The 21,022-nt window shown below is 64.7% G+C and carries 16 protein-coding genes; 14 read left to right on the top strand and 2 right to left on the bottom strand.

Annotated elements, in window-relative coordinates:
* Nucleotides 1-24: 24 nt before the first annotated feature.
* Together QQS14_RS02095 and QQS14_RS02100 are read right to left on the bottom strand one after the other, a co-directional pair.
* On the bottom strand, nucleotides 25-2,196 hold the full coding sequence (locus QQS14_RS02095; protein WP_285905235.1) for a PAS domain-containing sensor histidine kinase: 2,172 nt from the start codon (nucleotides 2,194-2,196) through the stop codon (nucleotides 25-27).
* Nucleotides 2,197-2,244: 48 nt separating this feature from the next.
* Complete coding sequence (locus QQS14_RS02100) at nucleotides 2,245-3,393, bottom strand: HD domain-containing phosphohydrolase (RefSeq protein ID WP_285905236.1); 1,149 nt, start codon at nucleotides 3,391-3,393, stop codon at nucleotides 2,245-2,247.
* Nucleotides 3,394-3,632: 239 nt separating this feature from the next.
* Here QQS14_RS02100 and QQS14_RS02105 point away from each other — a divergent pair, with 239 nt between their 5' ends.
* From QQS14_RS02105 to QQS14_RS02170, 14 genes are all read left to right on the top strand, one after another.
* Nucleotides 3,633-5,030, top strand: a complete 1,398-nt coding sequence (locus QQS14_RS02105) for a sigma-54-dependent transcriptional regulator (RefSeq protein WP_285905237.1) — start codon at nucleotides 3,633-3,635, stop codon at nucleotides 5,028-5,030.
* 290 nt (nucleotides 5,031-5,320) lie between these two features.
* Nucleotides 5,321-5,596, top strand: a complete 276-nt coding sequence (locus tag QQS14_RS02110; protein ID WP_285905238.1) for a hypothetical protein — start codon at nucleotides 5,321-5,323, stop codon at nucleotides 5,594-5,596.
* A gap of 77 nt (nucleotides 5,597-5,673) precedes the next feature.
* Nucleotides 5,674-6,249, top strand: coding sequence for a GNAT family N-acetyltransferase (locus tag QQS14_RS02115; RefSeq protein ID WP_285905239.1), 576 nt, complete (start codon nucleotides 5,674-5,676; stop codon nucleotides 6,247-6,249).
* Nucleotides 6,250-6,272: 23 nt separating this feature from the next.
* Nucleotides 6,273-6,545: a hypothetical protein gene (locus QQS14_RS02120; RefSeq protein ID WP_285905240.1), complete on the top strand. Its 273-nt coding sequence runs from the start codon at nucleotides 6,273-6,275 to the stop codon at nucleotides 6,543-6,545.
* Between the two features lie 62 nt (nucleotides 6,546-6,607).
* On the top strand, nucleotides 6,608-7,258 hold the full coding sequence (locus QQS14_RS02125; protein ID WP_285905241.1) for an SET domain-containing protein: 651 nt from the start codon (nucleotides 6,608-6,610) through the stop codon (nucleotides 7,256-7,258).
* 81 nt (nucleotides 7,259-7,339) lie between these two features.
* Entirely contained in the window at nucleotides 7,340-8,434 is a 1,095-nt protein-coding gene (locus tag QQS14_RS02130; protein ID WP_285905242.1) for an acyltransferase family protein, read from the top strand.
* A gap of 152 nt (nucleotides 8,435-8,586) precedes the next feature.
* Nucleotides 8,587-9,483, top strand: a complete 897-nt coding sequence (locus QQS14_RS02135; protein WP_285905243.1) for a YitT family protein — start codon at nucleotides 8,587-8,589, stop codon at nucleotides 9,481-9,483.
* A gap of 337 nt (nucleotides 9,484-9,820) precedes the next feature.
* The gene (locus tag QQS14_RS02140; protein ID WP_285905244.1) at nucleotides 9,821-11,791 is read left to right on the top strand and encodes an amylo-alpha-1,6-glucosidase; all 1,971 of its coding nucleotides are present in this window, start codon (nucleotides 9,821-9,823) and stop codon (nucleotides 11,789-11,791) included.
* A 2-nt stretch (nucleotides 11,792-11,793) separates the two neighbouring features.
* Nucleotides 11,794-13,080, top strand: a complete 1,287-nt coding sequence (locus QQS14_RS02145) for a glycosyltransferase family 4 protein (protein WP_285905245.1) — start codon at nucleotides 11,794-11,796, stop codon at nucleotides 13,078-13,080.
* A complete protein-coding gene (locus QQS14_RS02150; protein WP_285905246.1) occupies nucleotides 13,077-14,276 on the top strand; it encodes a glycoside hydrolase family 57 protein in 1,200 nt (399 codons plus the stop codon). The genes QQS14_RS02145 and QQS14_RS02150 overlap by 4 nt, the downstream gene beginning before the upstream one ends.
* Nucleotides 14,277-14,293: 17 nt before the next feature.
* On the top strand, nucleotides 14,294-18,535 hold the full coding sequence (gene glgP / locus QQS14_RS02155) for an alpha-glucan family phosphorylase (protein ID WP_285905247.1): 4,242 nt from the start codon (nucleotides 14,294-14,296) through the stop codon (nucleotides 18,533-18,535).
* Between the two features lie 133 nt (nucleotides 18,536-18,668).
* Entirely contained in the window at nucleotides 18,669-20,081 is a 1,413-nt protein-coding gene (locus QQS14_RS02160) for a sigma-54 dependent transcriptional regulator (RefSeq protein WP_285905248.1), read from the top strand.
* Between the two features lie 259 nt (nucleotides 20,082-20,340).
* Nucleotides 20,341-20,655 (top strand): hypothetical protein, encoded by a 315-nt coding sequence (locus QQS14_RS02165; RefSeq protein ID WP_285905249.1) that lies wholly within the window; start codon nucleotides 20,341-20,343, stop codon nucleotides 20,653-20,655.
* On the top strand, nucleotides 20,639-20,992 hold the full coding sequence (locus QQS14_RS02170) for a hypothetical protein (protein WP_285905250.1): 354 nt from the start codon (nucleotides 20,639-20,641) through the stop codon (nucleotides 20,990-20,992). The genes QQS14_RS02165 and QQS14_RS02170 overlap by 17 nt, the downstream gene beginning before the upstream one ends.
* Nucleotides 20,993-21,022 lie beyond the last annotated feature (30 nt).

The following is a 21,022-nucleotide window of genomic DNA, read 5'->3' on the forward strand; positions in this document are numbered from 1 at the left end:
GTCAATCCTTGCTGGTTGCGGGGCTCACTCCCCGGCGGGCAGGCGGATGATGAAGGTCGTGCCCCTGCCCGGCTCGGATTCCACGTCGATGACGCCGCCGTGCCGCTCCACAATGATGTCGTGCACGATGGCGAGGCCCTGGCCTGTCCCCTTGCCCACCTCCTTGGTGGTGAAGAAGGGGTTGAATATCTTGTCGCGTATCTCGGGACTGATGCCCGTGCCGGTGTCGGCGATGGAGATGATCACCTCGCGGTCGCCCCGGCGGGTGGCGATGGTGATGGTCCCCTTTTCCCCTGAATTGCCCACCACGTCGCCAATGGCCTGGGCCGCGTTGACCAGGATGTTCAGGAACACCTGGTTGATGTCGCCGGGCAGGCACTGGACCATGGGCAGGGCGTCGAAGTCCGTGACCACTTCGGCCACGTACTTCCACTCGTTCTTGGCCACGATGATGGTGTTTTCCAGGGCCGCGTTGATGTCCACGGCCTTCTTCTCGCCGTCGCCGGGGTGGGCGAAGTTCTTCATGGCCCGGACGATGGTGGCCACGCGCTTGGTGCCGCCCAGGGCGCGCTCGCACGCCTTGGGCACCTCTTCGAGCACGAAATCGAGATCAGCGGTTTCGCCGAGGGCGTCGATGCGTTCCACCAGATCGGCCCGGAACCCGGCCTCGCGGCAGGCCGCAGCCAGCTGGGCCTGGGCTTCCAGCACCGCCGCCACCTCGGCAAAGGCCTCCTTGACGAAGAGAACGCTGTCGCCCACGTACTGGATGGGGGTGTTGATCTCATGGGCGATGCCCGAGGCCAGTTCGCCCACGGATTCGAGCTTCTGGGCGATGTGCAGCCGCCGCTCCAGGTTCTTGCGCTCGGTGATGTCAAGGACGATGACCCCGATGTGGTCCTCGCCCCGCAACTCCATGGGCACCAGATACCGGGCCACGGGAAAGGACTGCCCGTCGGTGTGCCGGGCAACGCCCTCCACGTAGGTGTTGTTCCTGATGGCCCGGGGGCAGAGCAGGTCCTCAAGCTGGTCCGCGACATTGGCAAAGGCCTCGGAACACGGCCTGTCCGCCAACTGCCAGGGCGAGAACCCGAACATGGCGTGGACCACGCTGTTTGACTTGACCACATGCCCGGTGCGCGGATTGAGGATGAAGAAGGCCGCGCCGATGCCCTCCAGCAGGGCCGACACCAGCTGGCCGGACTCCCGGGCCTCGATCTCGGACTCGCGCCGCTCGCGGATCTCTATGGAGAGTTGCACGGTGCGCATCTTGAGGTCCGCCGTGCGCTTCTCCACCTCCTTCTCCAGTTCGTCGCGCAGGGCCTGGAGCCTGACGTTGGGCACGATGTAGAGCTTGTTGCCGACAAGATGGATGACGAACATGAGCAGGAGCGCCCCCACCCCCAGGGTGGCAACCATGCCTGCGGCCAGGGTGCGCATCTGGCTGTCCTCCTCGCCGTCGGGGATGGCGACCTCAAGTGAGACACCCCGGTAGGCAGTGTCCTGCCGGAAGACACTCACCGGCTCCGAGACCGGCGCGGAAGCGATGACGGGCACGCCATTGAGCAGGATGGACACCCCCGCCGAACCGTTGCCCGTCAGCCACGCCTGGCCGGGGTCCAGGGGCACGAAGGCGCAGAGCAGGCCCGCCGGGAGCCCCCCCCGCAGCACCGGCATGGCGAGCCGCCACAGGTTCACGCCGTCGCGGTCCATGACCAGGGACACGGTGCCCGATTGGGCGGCCACAAGCTCGTCAAAGGTCCTTCCGCGCGGCACCAGGGCTTTGGCCCGGCGGTCTGTCGCATGGAGCGGGAAGCCGTCTGCGTCCTGAAGGGTGAAGGCCGCGTGGCTGTCAAGCAGGAACAGGGAGTGCATGATCCCCTTGAGCCGGTCACCCTCGCCCGGCCGGGCCAGCCCCTCGGCCAGGGCCGGCAGCCGGGAGAACTCGCCCAGCAGGACCAGCCCGGCCGACTGGTGGGCCTCCAGCGCCTGCCTGCGAAAATCCAGCTCGCAGCGGGCACGCTCGGCCTGCATCCGCCGCGCCTTGCCATCGATGAAATGAAAAATGACGTACAGCCCCACCGCCAACTGGAACAGGAAAAAACCGACCACGCCCCAATTGAACAGCCTGGACAGGGAAACCTGTCCGCCTTTGTCCGTCACCGCACCGGCCTTGTCGTGGGTGTCCGCATTCGTCATTGATTCGCACCTGCCTGATGAGTGTTCCCGGCCACGCGGTCCGGACCGTTATCCCCGCTGCTCGGGCACGAGCACCTTGAAGGGCTGGCGAATGGTGCCGCGCAACTGAAACGCCTTGAGCTTGGCGATGATGCTGTGGGTCACCTCCATGCTCTTGCGGCAGAGCACCAGCCCTGACGCGTCCGTCACCGGCTCGTCCAGGATGATGCCGGGCCACAGCTCGTCGATGGTCATCTCGGCCAGGGAGTAGTGGGCCTCCTTGCCGAGGCTTCCCTCCAGATAGTAGAGCAGCTCGGGATCATACCGGTCGATGTGCTCCTCCAGGGCGGCAAAGGCAGCGCTGGGTTTGCCCGTGCGCATCAGGGCCGTGTCGTAGTCGAGCACCAGCTTGAGCATCCTGGACCCCAGGGGAATGGCCTCCCCCTTGACCGAATCCAGGGGAACGCCCGTGCCGTCGTAGTTCTTTTCCTGGTAGGCGATGATCTGGGCGACCTTTTCCATGCGCGGAATCTTCTTGAGCATCTCTGCCCCGAGGGTCGGGTGCATGGCGAAGAGTTGCAGCTCCTCGCCCTCCAGCGGCCGCCCCGCCTGGAGCTTGGCCAGGGTCCTGTCCGGCAGCAGGATGCAGCCGAGCTGGGAGAGCATTCCGGCCATTTCATAGAGCCAGCCGGTCTTCAGATTCATCTGCTCCACCAGGTAGCCCATGTGGCGCTTGATCCGCTGCGAGCGGCCAAAGGCCTCGGGATTGACCAGGGAGACGATCTCGGTGAGCAGTTCCACCGTGCCCTTGAGGGTCTGATTGAGCAGCACCTTTTCGGCCACCACCAGCCGGTGCTGGCGCAACGCCGCATTGATGGCGCGCTCCAGGTCGTCCAGCGGGCAGGGCTTGAGCAGAAAGCGGTAGAGCTGGCCCCGGTTGACCGCGTCCATGGCCAGGGTGAAGTCGCCATGGCCGGTGAGCATGATGCGCACCGTGGTCGGGGCCAGGGTCTGGATCTCGGCGAGCAGGTCCATGCCCGATTTGCCCGGCATCTTCTGGTCCGAGACCACCACGGCGTATTTCTCGCCGGACTTGATCTTGTCCAGGGCCTCGTCCGCGCCCTCGGCCAAGTCGAGTTCGAACTTCTTGCGGAAGCTGGCCCGGAAGGTCTTGAGGATGTTCGGGTCGTCGTCAACAAACAGTACACGTTCGGCCATGCGGACCTCGCTCCCACCGCGCCCGCCGCCAAGGGCGCGAAAAAGGTTTCCGACAGAAGGAGACCATAGAACAATCTGTGTCATTTGGGAATTATAAGCAAGCCGTGGCGACAAAATTTCGATTCCGGCCCCCGGGGAGCCCGCGTTTGGCGTTGTCCCCGGCCGCGTTTGCCGGTATGGCTGGGCAGACCGGCGGCCACCCTGACAGTGGCCGCGCCCGGACGCGAGGTGAACGTCCCATGCGAAAGATGCTCGTCATAACCCGCGACGGCGGCCGGACCGGACAGGTCGGCCTCCCGCGCGGCCAGGACCACACGATGACGCCCGCCCCGGAGGGGACGCGGCCCGGCCAGGACCGGCCCGGCGACATCGACACCCTGTTCGTGGACGCCGAGTCCCTGCTTGGCGACAACGACTCGGTGGGCGACGCCCTCAAGGCGCTGTGGGCGCACTATCCGGCGGCGGCCATCGTGGTCATGACCGACGAGGCCCACACCCCGGTGGCCCTCGACGCGGTCAGGGCCGGGGCCTTCGACTACCTGACCCACCCCGTGGGCCGCGAGGAACTGGGGCTGGCCATGGACAGGGTCCACCAGTCCGACGTCATGCAGTCCGAGCTGGACTACTTGCGCGGCCAGTTCTGGAACGAGGAGGCGCTGGAGTTCGTGGACACGCGCAGCCGGACCATGCGCGAGGTGTTCGCCAAGGTCAGGCAGGTGGCGGCCACGCGCACCACCGTGCTCCTCACCGGCGAGACCGGCACGGGCAAGAGCCTGATGGCCAAGCTCATCCACGCCCACAGCAACCGCAATGACAAGCCCTTCATCAGCGTCCACTGCGGGGCCATCCCCGACACCCTGGTGGAGAGCGAGCTTTTCGGCCACGAAAAGGGCGCCTTCACCGGCGCGGTGCGCCGCAAGCTGGGCAAGTTCGAGTTGGCAGGCGGCGGCACCCTCTTCCTGGACGAGATCGGCACCATCAGCCAGTCGGCCCAGGTCAAGCTGCTCAACGCCATCCAGGAGCGGGTCATCCAGCGCGTGGGCGGCGAGGCCGACATCCCGGTGGACGTGCGCATCATCGCGGCCACCAACGACGACATGGGCACCCTGTGCGACGACGGCCTGTTCCGGCGCGACCTCTTCTACCGGCTCAACGTCTTTCCCGTCTGCCTGCCGCCCCTGCGCGAGCGCAGCGAGGACATCCTCAGGCTCTCGGAATCCTTCATCAAGCAGCTCAACAACCTGCTCAACAAGGACATCCGGGGCATCCACCCCGACGTGCTCGACGCCTTCAGGGACTATCCCTGGCCCGGCAACGTCCGGGAGCTTGAGAACGTCATCGAGCGCGCCTGCATCCTTGAAACCGGCCCCATCCTGCTGCCGTCGAGCTTCCCGCCCGACTTCTTCTCCCCGCCCGGAACCATCGTCACCGCGCCGGTCAGGACCGGCCTGCCCCTGCGCGAGGCGAGGCAGATCACGGTGGAGGGGTTCGAGAAACAGTACCTGAGCGCCGTGCTTGAGGAGTGCGGCGGCCGGATAGCGGACGCGGCCAGACGGGCGGGCATCACCACCCGGCAGCTTAACAAGCTCATGAACCGCCACGGTCTGACACGGCGGCAGTTCCGTCCCGCCCGATAAGTCCCGCCCGGCAAGTCCTGAAAGTTCCTCTTTTCCAAAAACAGGAACAAAAATTTCTTATTCCGATTCAACACACTGTGATAAATGATGTTTTTTCAATCGGATCAGCAGCATTCCCCGCGCACCACGCCCATGACGCCCCGGCAGGGGCCACCGCCGAGGCAAACAGGAACCAGCAGTTCCTGTGCGCGCCCCCTTTCCCACTGTCTTATCTTTTTATTTCATACCTTTGCGCCCGTGGCACGGTGTCTGCTTATTGGAGCCGTCCGCCATGGCAGCGGGAGGAGATCATGCAGCACCACGCCGACGCCACATCTGCCCGCAGGGAGACCATCAGCGGATTCATCGTGCCCATGCAGTGGGACGAGCAGTTCCGCGTGACCGAGGTGCTCATCGCCTGCGAGGCCGAGCGAGACGTGCAGGTGGCCAATCTGCACACCTTTCCGGATCTGGTCTCGCTGGCCCGCACCCGGGCGTCTGTCACCGGCACCGTGCGCCGCGTGGGCAACGTGGAGACCATTCATGTGGAGAGCTTCACCCCCGTGGAAGCCATGGAGCCCCGGTAGCCCATGCCGTCCTGGACCGATATGGCCAGGCGGGCAGTGTCTCCCGTCCCCCTCAACCAAAGCACCGCCCGGGCGGCATGAACATCATGGATAACGCCATCACCGATCAGGACAGCAGGCAGACGACCGAGTGCGAGGTGCGCATATCGACCGGGGTGGCCCCGGAGGATGTGGAATCCCTGCTCGACATGGCCGCCGCCTGCGGCATGTTCAACAACGACGAACTGAGCACCGCCGAGGGCATGGTCTGGGACTGCGCCTATCAGGGCGACAGCGATGCCTGCCGCTTCATTCAGGCCAGGACCAACGAAACGGACGGCGACACTCTGGCAGGGTTTCTCTGCTACGGCGCCATCGCCCAGTGGCCCGACAGCTTCGAGCTCATCGGCATCTCGGTGACGCCCCGGCTCCAGCGCCAGGGCATCGGCTCGGCCATGCTCGCCGAGATGGAGCGCCAGGCGGCGGCCAGGGGAGCCAAACGCATCCTCGTCGAGACCGAAGGCGGACGGACCTTCGAGGCCGCCCGCACGTTTTACGAAGCCAACGGCTACGACAGGGAAGACAGATTCCTTCGACAATTCATTCCCAAGGAGGGCGGCGTGGTCTACCGCAAGGACTTCGAGTCCGACGCCCAAGAACGCCAGCCCCAATAACGGACACAGGGAGAACAAGCGACGTGTCAGCAGATTGTTACGACGACACCATCTACGGGCAGATCCTGCCCGTGGAGCGTGAGGACGACGACGAGGCCGGACTGATGATCCTGGTGGACGGCGAGGAAGAATTCCTCGTGGAGCCCGACAAGAACGGCCTGAAGCTCATGGACCACATGGACCAGTGGGTCACGGCCCAGGGCACGGTCACCGAGGAGGGTGACGAACTGCTCATCCGGGTGCGCGACTTCACCCTTGATGACGACTGGAACTTCGGGGACGACGACAACTGGTGACGCCGTCCCGCGTCAATCCGACCTTGAACCGGCCGCGACCGCACCATCAAGCGAGAAAAACAGTGATCCATCCGAACACGGAAATCCGCTTCGTCAACGCGCAAATCGGCTATGGCGTGTTCGCCACGGCGGACATCCCCCGCGGGACCATCGTCTACGTCAAGGACCGCCTGGAGATCGAGCTGTCTGAAAAGGACTTCAACGCCCTGGACGAGTGCCACAGAGCCCTTGCGGGCAAATACTCCTACATGGACGAAAACGGCGTGCGCATCCTCAGCTGGGACCACGCCAAATACGTCAACCACCGGTGCGACTGCAACACCATGAGCACCGGCTACGGGTTCGAGATCGCCATCCGCAACATCTGGAAGGGCGAGGAAATCAGCGACGAGTACGGCCTCTTCAACATCGAGGAGGAGATTCCCCTGGCCTGCGGCTGCCCCAATTGCCGAAAAGCGTTGCGCCCGGACGATATAGAGCGCTATCATGGGGTGTGGGACATGCAGATCATCTCGGCCCTGGACAAAGCCACCGACGTGCACCAGCCCCTGATGGAATTCATGGACCCTGACGCCCGGCGTCGGCTGCGCGCCTATCTCTGCGGCGACGAGCCATACACCTCGGTACTGACCCTCAAGTGCCGCCGGGGGGGCATCGACGGCCACGCCTGCGCCGAACCGGCGCTCTCCGGGGCCGTGGGCCTACGGGGCTAGCGCCACGCGCCTTGCGGCGGCCGCCCCGGCGACCTGAAAACGACCGCCGGAGCCGGCGCACGATCACGGGAGGCAACGCCTTTGGGTCTGATTCGCCTGCTGCTCGCCATCGCGGTGCTCAACTCCCACTTCACGGTGTCCGGGCTGCCCATGGTCCGGGGCCACGAAGCGGTGCTGGCCTTCTTCGCCATCTCGGGCTTCTACATGGCCCTGATCCTCGACACACGCTATGCCTCGGCCCGGCGCTTCTACCTCTCCCGGTTCCTGACCCTCTACCCGGCCTATGTCCTGGCCGTGGCCGTGGCCATCGGGCTGCTTATCTCCTTTGACATCCACCCCATGACCTCGCGGGCCGAGCTTTCCAGGCTATTGTCCGACCCGACCGCCTTCCTGGTCATGGCCTGGACATCCCTCGGCGTCGTGGGCCAGGAACTGCTCTTCTGTCTCTCCCAGGCCCCGGAGGGCGGGCTCCAGTTCATCCCGGCGGCGCGCGACTCCATCTGGCACAGCGCCCCCCTCATCCAGGGCTGGTCCCTGTCCCTTGAGATCATGTTCTACGCCCTGGCCCCGCTCATGGTCCGCCTGCGCTCGCGCACCCTGGTGGGGCTGGCCTGCGCCAGCTTGGCCCTGCGGCTGGCCGTGCCCCTGGCCGGACCGGAAAACGTCCTGTTCTTCAAGCGGTTCTTCCCCCTGGAGCTGTGGACCTTTGCCGGGGGCATCCTGGCCTACAGGCTCCACAAGCGGCTGCCCGCCATGCCCGGGGGCATGGCCGATTACGCGGCCTTTGCCGCCCTGGCCGCAACCGTGCTCCTGGCCGGATGGACCCCTGAACCGGCCAAGCCCTACCTCATGCCCGCAGTGGTCATGACGACCATGCCCTTTGTCTTCCGCAGCTTCGGCCGGTTCCGGTTCGACCGGTTCGTCGGCAAACTGAGCTATCCCTTCTATCTCTTCCACTACAGCGTGGTCGCCGTGTTCGAAACCACGGCCGATGCGCCCGAAGGATGGGAGATCCTCCTGGTCTCCCTGTCTGCCGCCCTGGTGGTCCACGCCCTGTTCGAGCCAGGCCTGGAGACCCTCAAGCGACGGTTGCGCGGCCGCGCCCACCCCGTGCTGACGGACCTGACCCCGCCCGATCTCGGCCCGCCCGCATCGCCTCCCGTCGCGACGCGGTAGCCCGCCCGCGAACCGCGCCACCGGCCGCCTTGATCGACCGCCTGGAAAAAGGTATGCCCTAATGGGGCTGCCCGGCTGATTGCCGGGCCTGCTGCGGCGCGATCAGACAACCAATTGTCAAAACAGGGTATTCCCGGCACGGAGCCTTCACCATGTCCAATGCGGCCAATTCAAGACTCGGCAAGGGGCCGTCGTTTCGGGTGGAGTTCTCCTACTCGCTGTGGTGGAATACCCTGCTCATCACCGTGGGCACCCTGCTGGTGGCCGTGGGCATGAAGAGCCTGGCCGTGCCGCACGAGTTCATCCCCGGCGGCCTCTTCGGCCTGGCCAGCCTGATCTACTACTCCACCGAGACCCTGAATCCAGGCTGGATATACCTGCTGCTCAACGTCCCCCTCTTCGTCTTCGCCTGGGTCAAGGTCAGCCGCCGCTTCTTCTGGTACAGCGCCTACGCCACCGTGACCACGACCCTGTTCTACGAGCTGGTGACCATCCCCATCCAGGTGGAGAACCAGCTCTACGCCAGCGTGGCCTGCGGCGTCATCGTCGGGTTCGGCGCGGGCGTGGTCCTGCGCTCGCTGGGGTCCAACGGCGGCCTGGACGTCATCGCGGTCTACCTCTTCCAGCGCTTCAACATCGGCATCGGCAAGGTCTACCTCCTTTTCAACGCGGGCCTGTTCAGCCTGAGCCTGTTCCGCATGCCCCTTGACCTGATCATCGCCTCCCTGATCCTGGTCTTCATCACCTCCGTGGTGGTGGACAACACCCTGTCCATGTTCAACCAGCGCAAGGTGGTCTTCATCATATCCAACCACGCCGACGCCATCAGCCACGACATCCTCCACTCCCTGCGCCAGAGCGCCACCTTCCTGCGCGGCTTTGGCGCCTACTCCCGCGAGGAAAAGAACGTGCTCATGACCGTGGTCAACAACGTCCAGCTCAAGAAGCTCGAAGAGATCACCTTCAGACACGACGACAACGCCCTGTTCATCGTGGAAAACACCTTCTCGGTGCTGGGGTCGAGTTTTTCCCGACGCAAGATATACTGACCACGGAAAAACCCGAGGCAGCACACTTCGACCATAGTCCTGCGTCGAAATCGACCTCGCCCACGCCAAAGTGCCACTCTTCACTGAAAAACGCTCAAACAGGCCCCCTTCAGGGGGCCGAAGAAACGTATCCCGACACACTTCCCAAGCCTTTCACACCTCACGCCCCCGCATTGCGCCGCCCCCTTCGTGGAGCGGTCGTGAAAAAATACCATGACGCCCAACGTTTTCTCTTGCCAGTCGCAGCCTTTTCTTATCTAAATCAAAGATGGGACAAGTGCCTATTTGCGCGGGGATCAGCGGACAACCACGGCACAAAACCAAACCGGCGGGCAGCATGATAAAAATTTCCAGGGACATATGCGTCAACACCGAAGCGGCGACGCGCAGGGAGTGGCTGGACACAAACGGCATAGGCGGCTATGCGTCGAGCACCATCATCAACTGCCACACGCGCAAGTACCACGGCCTGCTTGTGGCCGCGCTGGCCGAGCCGAGGGGGCGTTTCGTCCTGCTCTCCAAGGTCGAGACCTCCCTGGTCAGCGACGACAAGGAGTTCGTGCTCGCCACCAACAAGTACCCCGGGGTCTACCACCCCACCGGGCACCAGTTCGTGGACTCCTTCGAGCAGGGGCTCTTCCCGGCCATCACCTACCGCATCGGCGACGTGCTCATCAGGGAGAGCATCATGGCCCTGCACGGCGAGAACACCGTGCTCCTGTGCTACGAGATGCTTGAGGGCAAGGTCAGCCCGGTCATGCGCATCCGCCCCCTGCTGGCCTATCGCGACATCCACACCCTGATCCGGGAAAACATGTTCCTGCGGCCCAAGTGCTTTGTGGAGAAAAACGGCTGCGTCATCGAGCCGTACGAGGGCATGCCGCCCCTGCACATGGGCACCAACCGCGCCTCGGAGTTCTTCCCCGGCCCCAAATGGACGCGCAATGTCGAATATCTCATCGAGCGCAACCGGGGCTTTGACTACCAGGAGGACCTCTTCTGCCCCGGCATGTTCGAGACAAGGCTGCACAAGGGCAAGCCGGTCATCTTCGCGGCCTCGGTGGAGCCCCTGGGCAATCTGGAGCGCAAGCGCAAGGGTGAGACAGCCCGGCGCGAGGCCCTCTTCGCGGCGTCCAGGGACCGGACCAGGAGCGTCCACTGGCTCAAGTATTTCGGGGATCAGTTCCTGATCCGCAACGTGTCCGGCTTCGCCTCGGTCATCGCGGGCTATCCCTGGTTCGGCGAGTGGGGCCGCGACACCATGATCGCCCTGCCCGGGCTGACCTTCCACGCCGGGCGCATGGAGTTCGGCCAGGAGGTGCTGGCCGCCTACGCGGGCCTCGAGCGCGACGGGCTGCTGCCCAACTACCTGGACCAGAAGTCCGAGCACCTGGCCTACAACTCGGTGGACGCCTCCCTGTGGTTCTTCTGGACCGTGCAGGAATACCTCAAGGCAGGGGGAAGCCGCGCCTTTGTCATGAAGCGGGTCTACCCGGCCCTGAGGAGCATCGTGGCCGCCCATCTGGACGGCCGGGTGCCGCTGTGCGGACTGGCCGACGACGGCCTGCTCTACGCAGGCAACGAGACCACCCAGCTCACCTGGATGGACGCCCAGGCCTATGGTAGGCCCGTGACCCCGCGCCACGGCGCGCCCGTGGAGATCAACGCCCTGTGGTACAACGCGCTGCGCTTCTTCCTGGAGCTGGCCCCGCCCGGCGACGCCGCCCTGGCCGAGCGCGCCCTGACCGAGCGCGCCATGGAAGCCGCCGCCCGGCTTGAAGCAAACTTCGTCGCGCGGTTCTGGAGCGATGAGGAGGGCTGCCTGTGCGACGTGGTCAACGGCGAGCGCAGGGACCATTCCGTCAGGCCCAACCAGATCTTTGCCGTGTCCCTGCCCCACAGCCTGCTCGACGTGCCCCACATGCACGCCGTGATCAGCAAGGTCCAGGCGCACCTGCTGACGCCCTACGGCCTGCGCACCCTCTCGCCCAGGAACCCGGCATACTCGCCCTTTTACCGGGGCGACGCCGACTCGCGCGACTCGGCCTATCACCAGGGCATGGTCTGGCCGTGGCTGGCCGGGCATTTCGGCGAGGCGCTGCTGCGTCAGGCCGAGGACAAGGCCGGAGCCAAGGTCTTCCTGCGCACCTATTTCAAGCCCATCCTGCGCGAATTTCCCGACAATTTCGGCATCGCCTCGGTGCCCGAGATCTACACGGGCAACCCGCCACACCTGCCCAAGGGGTGCATCGCCCAGGCCTGGAGCGTGGCCGAGGCCATCCGGCTCAACAAGCTGTTGAGGAGCTGATCATGCGCGTACTCATGTTCGGGTGGGAGTTCCCCCCATATATATCCGGCGGTCTCGGCACCGCCTGCCTCGGCCTGACAAAGGGTCTGGCCGGGATGGGCACGGACATCGTCTTCGTCCTGCCCAAGCTCGAATCCGGCGAATCCGGCGGCCACCTGACCCTGATGGGGGCCAACCGGGTCCGGGCCAGGATAGGCATCTCCGAGATCCTCTCCCTGCGCGAGCGGGTCAAGGTGCTCGAAGTGCTCTCGCCGCTGCGCCCCTACCTGACCGAAAAGGAATACCGCAGCCTCATCGAACGCGATGAGTTCTTCACCGCCCAGGACATTCTGGGCGAGATCGAGAACGACTTCGCGGGCGGCTACGGCGACAACCTCATGGCCGAGATCGTGCGCTACAGCGTGGTGGCCGCGCATCTGGCCGCCTCCGAGCAGTTTGACGTCATCCACGCCCACGACTGGATGACCGCACCGGCGGGCATCGAGGCCAAACGGGTCTCGGGCAAGCCCCTGGTGGTCCACGCCCACGCCCTGGAGTTCGACCGCAGCGGCGACCACGTCAACCAGAAGGTCTACGACATAGAGCGGGCCGGGTTCGAGGCTGCGGACCGGATCATCGCCGTGAGCCACTACACCCGCGACACCATCATCAAGCGCTACTCCATCGACCCGGCCAAGGTCACCGTGGTCCACAACGCCGTGTCCAAGGAACGGCGCTTCGGCCAGATGCGGATAACCAAACCGCTCAAGGAGAAGATCGTCCTCTTCCTGGGGCGCATCACCTTCCAGAAGGGGCCGGACTACTTTGTGGAGGCTGCGGCCAAGGTCCTCGAGAAGAACCCGGACGTGCGCTTTGTCATGGCCGGAACCGGCGACATGTTCCCGCGCATGGTGGAGCGCATGGCCCAGCTGCGCATGGCCCACCGCTTCCATTTCCTCGGCTTTGTGCGCGGGGCGGACGTGGAGCGCATCTACGCCATGAGCGACCTGTACGTCATGCCCAGCGTTTCCGAGCCCTTTGGAATCACCCCCCTTGAGGCCATGGTCTACAACGTGCCCGCCATCGTCTCCAAGCAGTCGGGCGTGTCCGAAATCCTCGACAGCGCGGTCAAGGTGGACTTCTGGGACGTGGACCGCCTCGCCTTCGAGATCCTCGACATCCTCGGCGACGAGGCACGGTCCGCACGGCTGGCGGTCAAGGGAGCGGAGACCCTCAAGAAGATCAAGTGGGAAATCGCGGCCGAACATGTCCTCAACGTCTACCGCGAACTCGCCGGAGGTGCGCGATGATCTCCGTATGCTTCTACTTCCAGGTGCATCAGCCCATGCGGCTCAACCAGGGCTACTCCTTCTTCGACATCGGCGTGGGTCACGACTACCGCGACGAGGCGGCCAACCGCGAAATCCTGCGCAAGGTGGCCGACAAGTGCTACCTGCCCGCCAACCGGCTGATGCTCGACCTGATCAACGAGTTCAAGGGCAAGTTCCGCATAGCCTACGCCATCACCGGCGTGGCCATGGAGCAGTTCCAGGAGTTCTGCCCCGAAGTGCTCGAATCCTTCCGCGAGCTGGCCGACACGGGCTGCGTGGAGTTCATCGGCGAGACCCATTACCACTCTCTGTCGTTCCTCTTCTCAAAGGAGGAGTTCCGGCGGCAGGTCAGGATGCACGAGCGGGTGCTCAAGGAGTTCTTCGGGGTCAAGCCCGTGACCTTCCGCAACACCGAGCTGATCTTCAGCAACGCCCTGGCCCTGGAGATCGAGAAGATGGGGTACAAGACCATCCTGGCCGAGGGCGCGGACCACGTGCTGGGCTGGCGCTCGCCCAACTTCGTCTACCAGCCCGCCGGGTGCTGCAAGCTCAAGGCGCTGCTCAAGAACTACCGTCTCTCGGACGACATCGCCTTCCGTTTCTCCAACCAGGCCTGGAACGAATGGCCGGTCAACGCGGAAAAGTTCGCGGGCTGGGTCCAAGCAGTGGCCGGCAACGGCGAGGTGGTCAACCTGTTCATGGACTACGAGACCATCGGCGAGCACCAGTGGGCGGACACCGGCATCTTCGAGTTCTTCCGCGCCCTGCCAGGGGCCATCCTCGAACATCCGGGCTTCGTCTTCGAGACCCCGGCCGAGGCGTCCGCCCGGCTCGATCCCATGGCCCAGCTCGACGTGCCCCACTTCACCTCCTGGGCCGACCTGGAGCGCGATGTCACGGCCTGGCTTGGCAACCCCATGCAGGATCAGGCCGCCGAACTGGCCTACGCCCTTGAGGACCGGGTGCTGGCCACGGGCGACCACGACCTCATCGCCACCTGGCGCGAGTTGCTCACCAGCGACCATTTCTATTACATGTGCACCAAATGGTTCTCGGACGGCGACGTGCACAAGTATTTCAACCCCTATGAGACCCCGCATCAGGCGTTCATCACCTACATGAACGTCCTCAACGACCTGACGCTGACCGTGGATGGAAGGCTCGGCAACAAGTGACCCCAGGAGTGTACCCGATGGAATCCAGCTGGCTCTTTGAAGTATCGTGGGAAGTGTGCAACAAGGTGGGTGGCATCCACACCGTCATCAGCAGCAAGGCCGCCGAGGCCGTGTCCGCCTTTGACGACCGCTACGTGGCCATGGGCCCGCTGCTCGACCGCAACCCCGGGTTCGAGCCCTGCGACCCGCCCGAAGAGTTCCTGCCCGCTCTTGAACGCCTGAAGCAGCAGAATATCCCCGTCCAGACAGGCCGCTGGGACATCCCGGGCAATCCGTGGGTCCTGCTCGTCAGTTTCCAGGGGGCCTTCACGACCCACGACAAGCTGCTCTTCCAGTTGTGGAGCGACTTTGGCGTGGACTCAATGACCGGGGGCTGGGACTACATTGAGCCGGTCACCTTCAGCACCGCCGCGGCCATGGTCATCAAGGAGATCAGCGACGAACTGGGCGACGAGAGCGACGTCTTCGCCCACTTCCACGAATGGATGTCCGGGGCGGGTGTGCTCCATCTCAAGAAGCAGGCCCCGGAAGTGGCCACCCTGCTGACCACCCACGCCACCATGCTCGGCCGAGCCATGTCCGGCTCAGGAGTGGACATCTACGACCGTCTTGAGGAGATCGAGCCGTCCCAGGAGGCCAAGGCCATCGGTGTGCTGGCCAAGCACTCCATGGAATCGGTCAGCGCCCGCGAGGCCGACTGCTTCACCACCGTGTCGGACATCACCCGGCGCGAGGCGTCCAACCTGCTGGGCACCAATCCGGCCGTGACCACCTACAACGGCTTCAACCTCGAAGGCTTTGCCAAGCCCGCGGCCGTGGAAAAGGCGCGCCGCGGCGCCCGCGCCCAGCTGGTGGACCTCGCCTCCCGCTTCCTGGCGCGCGACCTCAAGCCGGACAAGACCCTGCTGGTGGCCACCAGCGGCCGCTACGAGTTCCACAACAAGGGCATCGATCTGCTCATCGAGAGCCTGGCCCAGTTGGACGAGGAACTGGCCCTGACCGACTCGGACATGACCGTGGTCGCCTTTCTGCTGGTCACCTGCGGCTATGCGGGCTTCAGCGAGGAGGCGCGCAAGCGGCTCAAGGACGAGCACTACAGCATCGAGAAATACGGCGGCATCGCCACCCACCACCTGGGCGACTCCGACCGCGACGCCATCGTGGTCAAGTGCCGCGAGGCGGGCCTGGACAACGGTCCGGACAACCGCTGCTGCGTCATCTTCATCCCGGTCTACCTCGACGGCAACGACGGCATCCTCAACCTCGAATACTACGATGCCCTGGCGGGCATGGACCTGACCGTGTTCCCCTCCTTCTACGAGCCGTGGGGCTACACGCCCATGGAGAGCGCGGCCTTTTGCGTGCCCACCATCACGGCCGACCGGGCCGGGTTCGGCCAGTGGGTCATGGAGCGCCACCCAGGCGGCCATCCCGGGGTCATGGTCCTCAACCGGCTCAAGGACAACTACTCCACCGCCGTGGGCAAGCTGGCCAAGCTCCTGGCAGACTTCACCCGCTGGACGCCCGAGGAGCGGGCCTTTCGTCGCGGCGAGGCCCGGCGCATCGCCGAGGAGGTCACCTGGAAGAACTTCTACCCTCACTATCTCGAAGCCTACAAGATGGCGGGCGACATCCGCACCGAGCGGGTGGCCGGGGTGCAGCGCATGGCCGTGGCCCCGGGCAAGCTCTTCAGCTTCACCGGCGTCAACACCACCCAGCCCCGGCTCAAGTCCTTTTCGGTGATCACCGACCTGCCGCCGAGCCTGGCCAGGCTGCGCGACCTGGCCGCCAACCTCTGGTGGGTCTGGCACCGCGACACCCAGGAACTTTTCGAGGCCATCGACAGCCAGCGGTGGATTCAGTGCGCTCACAACCCGGTCCAGTTCCTGGACACCATCGACCCCGAGCGCATCGCCCGCATCGCCGACGACACGGCCTTCATGGCCCGCTTCGCCGAGGTGCTGGGCCGCTTCGACGCCTACATGGCCGAGAGCGGCAAGGCGGACCACGGCGGCATCACCTGGGACAACCCCATCTCCTACTTCTCCATGGAGTTCGGGCTGCATGAGTCCATTCCCATCTATTCCGGCGGCCTGGGGCTGTTGGCCGGCGATCACATCAAGGCGGCCAGCGACCTCAACCTGCCCTTCATCGGCGTCTCGCTGCTCTACAAGAACGGCTACTTCCACCAGCGCATCAACGGCAACGGCGATCAGGTGGTGGAATACCACGAGAACAACTTCGCCTCCATGCCCGTCAACCCGCTGCAACGCGGCGACTCGGACCGGATCATGGTCACCGTGGACCTGCCGGGCCGCACGGTCTACGCCCAGGTCTGGGAGATCCGCGTGGGCCGGGCCAAGCTCTATCTGCTCGACACGGACGTGCCCGAAAACTCGCGCGCCGACCGCGACATCGCGGCCAAGCTCTACGAACCCTCGTCCAAGGGGCGCATCGAGCAGGAGATCGTGCTCGGCGTGGGCGGGGTGCGCATGTTCCAGACACTGGACATCGTCCCGGCCATCTACCACCTCAACGAGGGGCACTCGGCCTTCCTGCTCTTTGAGCGCGTGCGCCAGCTCATGCGCCTTGACGGCGTGGACTTCTCCACGGCCAAAGAGATCGTGCGCGGCTCCACGGTCTTCACCATGCACACCCCGGTGCCCGCAGGCAACGAGCGGTTCGAGCGCTCCCTGGTGGAGAACTACTTCCGGGGCTACGCCGCCGAGATGGACGTGCCCTGGGACACCCTGTGGAACCTCGGCCACATGTACGCCGAGGAGGCCGACCACCTGAACATGACCGTACTCGCCCTACAGTTCTCCTATCTGCGAAACGGCGTCAGCAAGCTCCACGGCGAGGTCTCGCGGCGCATGTGGATGGACCTGTGGCGCGGCTTCCTTCTCGACGAGGTTCCGGTGGGACACATCACCAACGGCATACACGTCACCACCTGGCTCGACGAGCGGGTGCGCCGCGACATGGAGGAGAGCTGCAACATCTCCGTGCACAAGGCGCTCATGGACGACATCGACTGGAACGTCATCGACGCCATCGACGACCGCCGCCTGTGGGATACCCATGTCGCCCTCAAACACCGGCTCTACGAGGAGATCCGCCACTCCATCTCCACCCAGTGGGCGCGCGAGGGCGAGCCGCCCAACCGGCTGCACAGCTTCCTCGAAACCCTGGACCCGAGCCACCTGACTCTGTGCTTTGCCCGGCGCTTCACGGCCTACAAGCGGCCCACGCTGCTTTTCCACAACCTGAACAAGATCAAGCAGATATTCAGCCACCCCAGCCGCCCGGTGAACATCATCTTCGCAGGCAAGGCGCACCCGGCCGACACCATCGGCGCCAGCTTCATCAACCTCATCTGCCGGCTGGCCAAGCAGGACGATTTCCTGGGCCGGGTCATCTTCCTCGAAAGCTACGACATCCGGCTGGCCCGGCTGCTGGTCTCCGGCTCGGACGTGTGGCTGAACACCCCCACCCGGCTGATGGAGGCCAGCGGCACCAGCGGCATGAAGGCCGCCCTCAACGGCGTGCCCAACTGCAGCATCCTCGACGGCTGGTGGGACGAGGCCTACGACACCATCAATGGCTGGGCCGTGGGCCAGGGGCTGGTCTACGAAACCCAGGTCAACCAGGACATCGTGGACGCCGACAACCTCTACGCCGTGCTCGAAACCGAGGTGGCGCCCGAGTTCTATGACCGGGGCGACGACGGCGTGCCCCACGCCTGGATCAGGCGGATGAAGGCATCCATGAAGACCGCCCTTGACCAGTACGGCACCCACCGCATGGTCCGCGACTACATACACGACATGTACCTGCCCGCCCTGGCCCTGGCCGCGCGGCGCAACAAGAACGACTTCGCCCTGGCCCGGGACGTGGGCGCGTGGCACCGGCGCATCCCCGGCCGCTTCTCCACGGTCAACATCAAGGAGATCCGGGTGGAGGGCATCCACGGCGATGTCTTCATGCTCGGCAACACCCTGCGCATCACCGCCAAGGTGGACAAGGGACAGCTGCTCCAGGAGGAGATGCTGGTGGAACTGGTGGTGGCCAGCCCGTCCGAGGACGCGGTCATCGACTGCGTGCCGCTCAAGCTGAAGCACACCGAAGGCAACACCCTGGACTTCCGGGTGGAATACACCCCGACCTCGTCGGGCACCTGCCGCTACGGGGTGCGCGTCATCCCGGTCCATCCCGGGCTTGGCACCAAGTACGAGACCCGCCTGGTCCGGTGGAGCTGACCCGTCGAACCAAAGGCCCCAAGGCCCGGTCGCGCCTCCCTCCGGGGGAGCGCCTCCGGGCCTTTTCGCGCCCTGTCGCAATTCCCCTTGCCAGTTGATCTTTCGAGGATTACAGCGATCACGAGGAGCAGCCATGCGCAAGTACATGATCGCCACCCCGGACACCGCGGCCCACAACACCCTTGAGGCCATCCTCGCCCCTGACGGCGAGGGTGAGACGTTTCAGGACATGGCCGCCCTGCGCTCGGCCCTGGCCACCCGCCCGGTGGACGTGCTCTTCGTGGACTACGGCCTGCTGACCGAGGGCGGCCCCACGCACCGCGACGGCATCAGCGCGGTCTGGCAGGGCCACCAGGATGTGGAGATCGTCATCCTCGTCCAGCAGGACGAAATCCGCCGCGCCGTGGACGCGGTCAAGGAGGGCGCGTCCGACTACCTGACCTACCCGGTCAACCCGGCCGAGGTGCAGATGGTCCTTGAGCGGCTGGACAAGACCCTCATCCTGACCAGCGAGCTGGACTACCTCAGGGACCAGTTCTGGAACGAGGAGGCCCTGCGCGTGGTCAGGACCAACAGCCCGGCCATGCGCGAGGCCTTTGCCAAGGTCCGACAGATGGCCGGGACCAAGACCACGGTGCTGCTCACCGGCGAGACCGGCACGGGCAAGAGCCTCATCGCCAAGCTCATCCACTCCCACAGCGTGCGGCGCGACGCCCCCTTTGTCAGCGTCCATTGCGGGGCCATCCCGGACACCCTGATCGAAAGCGAACTCTTCGGCCACGAAAAGGGCGCCTTCACCGGCGCGGCCAAGCGCAAGATCGGCAAGTTCGGCCTGGCCGAGGGCGGCACCCTGTTCCTCGACGAGGTGGGCACCATCTCGCCCGCCATGCAGGTCAAGCTCTTGAGCGTGCTCCAGGACAAGACCATCCAGCGCGTGGGCAGCGACCGGGAAATCCCTGTGGACGTGCGCATCATCGCGGCCACCAACGACTCCCTGCGCGACATGTGCGACAAGGGCTTCTTCCGCAAGGATCTCTACTACCGGCTCAATGTCTTTCCCATAGAGATCCCGCCGCTGCGCGACCGCAAGAGTGACATCTTCTCCTTTGCCGAGGTGTTCATCAGCCATTTCAACAGCCAACTGGGCAAGAACATCAAGGGGCTGCACCCCAAGGCCCTGGACGCCTTCCAACGCTATTCCTGGCCCGGCAACGTGCGCGAGCTGGAGAACATCATCGAGCGGGCCTGCATCCTGGAGCAGGGCGAGTTGATCACCCCGGCCAGCATCCCCCAGGACCTCTTCGGGCACTGCCCGGAAACAGCAGGAGGCCGCACCGACATTTCCATCCCCCTGGGCCGGGCGCGCCAGAACGTGGTGGACGCCTTCGAGCGCTCCTACCTCGCCGAACTGCTCGAAGCCACCCACGGCAGAATCAAGGACGCCGCCCACTGGGCGGGAATCACTCCGCGCCAGCTCCACAAACTCATGGCCCGCCATGGTTTGCAGCGCCGGAACTTCCGTACCCCGACCAAAAAAGGGAACTGACGCTTCGCTACGCCAGGTTTCGGAACCCGCGATTCACCTTTTGAAATAAACAAAACAAATACAGCGTGATACGCTGCCACTTCCAGACCTGACGGCCACCACACCCGCCCCACCCTTGCCTGATACCGAAAAAGGGAACTCGCAGTTCCCTCTCGCCTCCTGCCCACAATAGATATTCTCAATCTATTCCGGCAAGTTACACCATTGGCCCCGAATATGCTTTGCCGTGCCGACCGCGATTTTTATTCAAGGAGCATGCATGGGACACAGGACACGCACATCCGTGCCAGGACGCGAGACCGCCGTGGGCGTTCTCATTCCGCATGGATGGGACGACAATTTCAGCGTCACGAGCGTTTCCCTGGCATGCGACGGCGAGCGGGAAATCGTCATCGGCAATCTGGACAACCACCCGGGCCTGCTCGTGCTGCTGCGCAGACGGGTCAGCCTTACCGGGTCCGTGACCCGCGACGAGCGCGGGGAGAGCATGACCGTGGTGTCGTACAAACCCGTCAGCGAAAACGACAGCAACGACCCAGAGACCAGAGGAATGACAAATGAAAATGTTCTGTAGCGTCCTTGCCACCCTGCTCCTCGCCCTGGCCCTGGCCACGGGCCCGAGCACGGCCCAGGGCCAGGAACAGATGATCGAGATCGAGGCTGACATCACAGTGGAAGGCATCGTGGCCGTCATGGACGACGGCGTGTTCCTCGACGACGGGGTCAGGCTCTTCCTGCTCATCGACATGGAGGACATCCGCCTGGAGGGCATGCTGGTGGAGGTGTTCGGCCAGTATCTGCTGGTGGACGAGATGCCCGCCATCAAGGTCCAGGAGATGACCGTCCTCGACGAAGGGGCGGCCATCACCCCCAGGCGCCAACCGGGCGCGACAAACAACAGCAACGGCTGACCACGCAATACCATTTCACAAAAGAGGACA

Source organism: Pseudodesulfovibrio pelocollis, assembly GCF_030282845.1.
GTDB classification, from domain to species: domain Bacteria; phylum Desulfobacterota; class Desulfovibrionia; order Desulfovibrionales; family Desulfovibrionaceae; genus Pseudodesulfovibrio; species Pseudodesulfovibrio pelocollis.

What these genes read in the sequence shown, in the direction of transcription:
- QQS14_RS02095 (WP_285905235.1), bottom strand. Translation starts at nt 2,196, where the DNA reads ATGACGAATGCGGACACCCACGACAAGGCCGGTGCGGTGACGGACAAA.
- QQS14_RS02160 (WP_285905248.1), top strand. Translation starts at nt 18,669, where the DNA reads ATGCGCAAGTACATGATCGCCACCCCGGACACCGCGGCCCACAACACC.
- QQS14_RS02100 (WP_285905236.1), bottom strand. Translation starts at nt 3,393, where the DNA reads ATGGCCGAACGTGTACTGTTTGTTGACGACGACCCGAACATCCTCAAG.
- glgP (WP_285905247.1), top strand. Translation starts at nt 14,294, where the DNA reads ATGGAATCCAGCTGGCTCTTTGAAGTATCGTGGGAAGTGTGCAACAAG.
- QQS14_RS02115 (WP_285905239.1), top strand. Translation starts at nt 5,674, where the DNA reads ATGAACATCATGGATAACGCCATCACCGATCAGGACAGCAGGCAGACG.
- QQS14_RS02140 (WP_285905244.1), top strand. Translation starts at nt 9,821, where the DNA reads ATGATAAAAATTTCCAGGGACATATGCGTCAACACCGAAGCGGCGACG.
- QQS14_RS02170 (WP_285905250.1), top strand. Translation starts at nt 20,639, where the DNA reads ATGAAAATGTTCTGTAGCGTCCTTGCCACCCTGCTCCTCGCCCTGGCC.
- QQS14_RS02150 (WP_285905246.1), top strand. Translation starts at nt 13,077, where the DNA reads ATGATCTCCGTATGCTTCTACTTCCAGGTGCATCAGCCCATGCGGCTC.
- QQS14_RS02145 (WP_285905245.1), top strand. Translation starts at nt 11,794, where the DNA reads ATGCGCGTACTCATGTTCGGGTGGGAGTTCCCCCCATATATATCCGGC.
- QQS14_RS02165 (WP_285905249.1), top strand. Translation starts at nt 20,341, where the DNA reads ATGGGACACAGGACACGCACATCCGTGCCAGGACGCGAGACCGCCGTG.
- QQS14_RS02105 (WP_285905237.1), top strand. Translation starts at nt 3,633, where the DNA reads ATGCGAAAGATGCTCGTCATAACCCGCGACGGCGGCCGGACCGGACAG.
- QQS14_RS02135 (WP_285905243.1), top strand. Translation starts at nt 8,587, where the DNA reads ATGTCCAATGCGGCCAATTCAAGACTCGGCAAGGGGCCGTCGTTTCGG.
- QQS14_RS02110 (WP_285905238.1), top strand. Translation starts at nt 5,321, where the DNA reads ATGCAGCACCACGCCGACGCCACATCTGCCCGCAGGGAGACCATCAGC.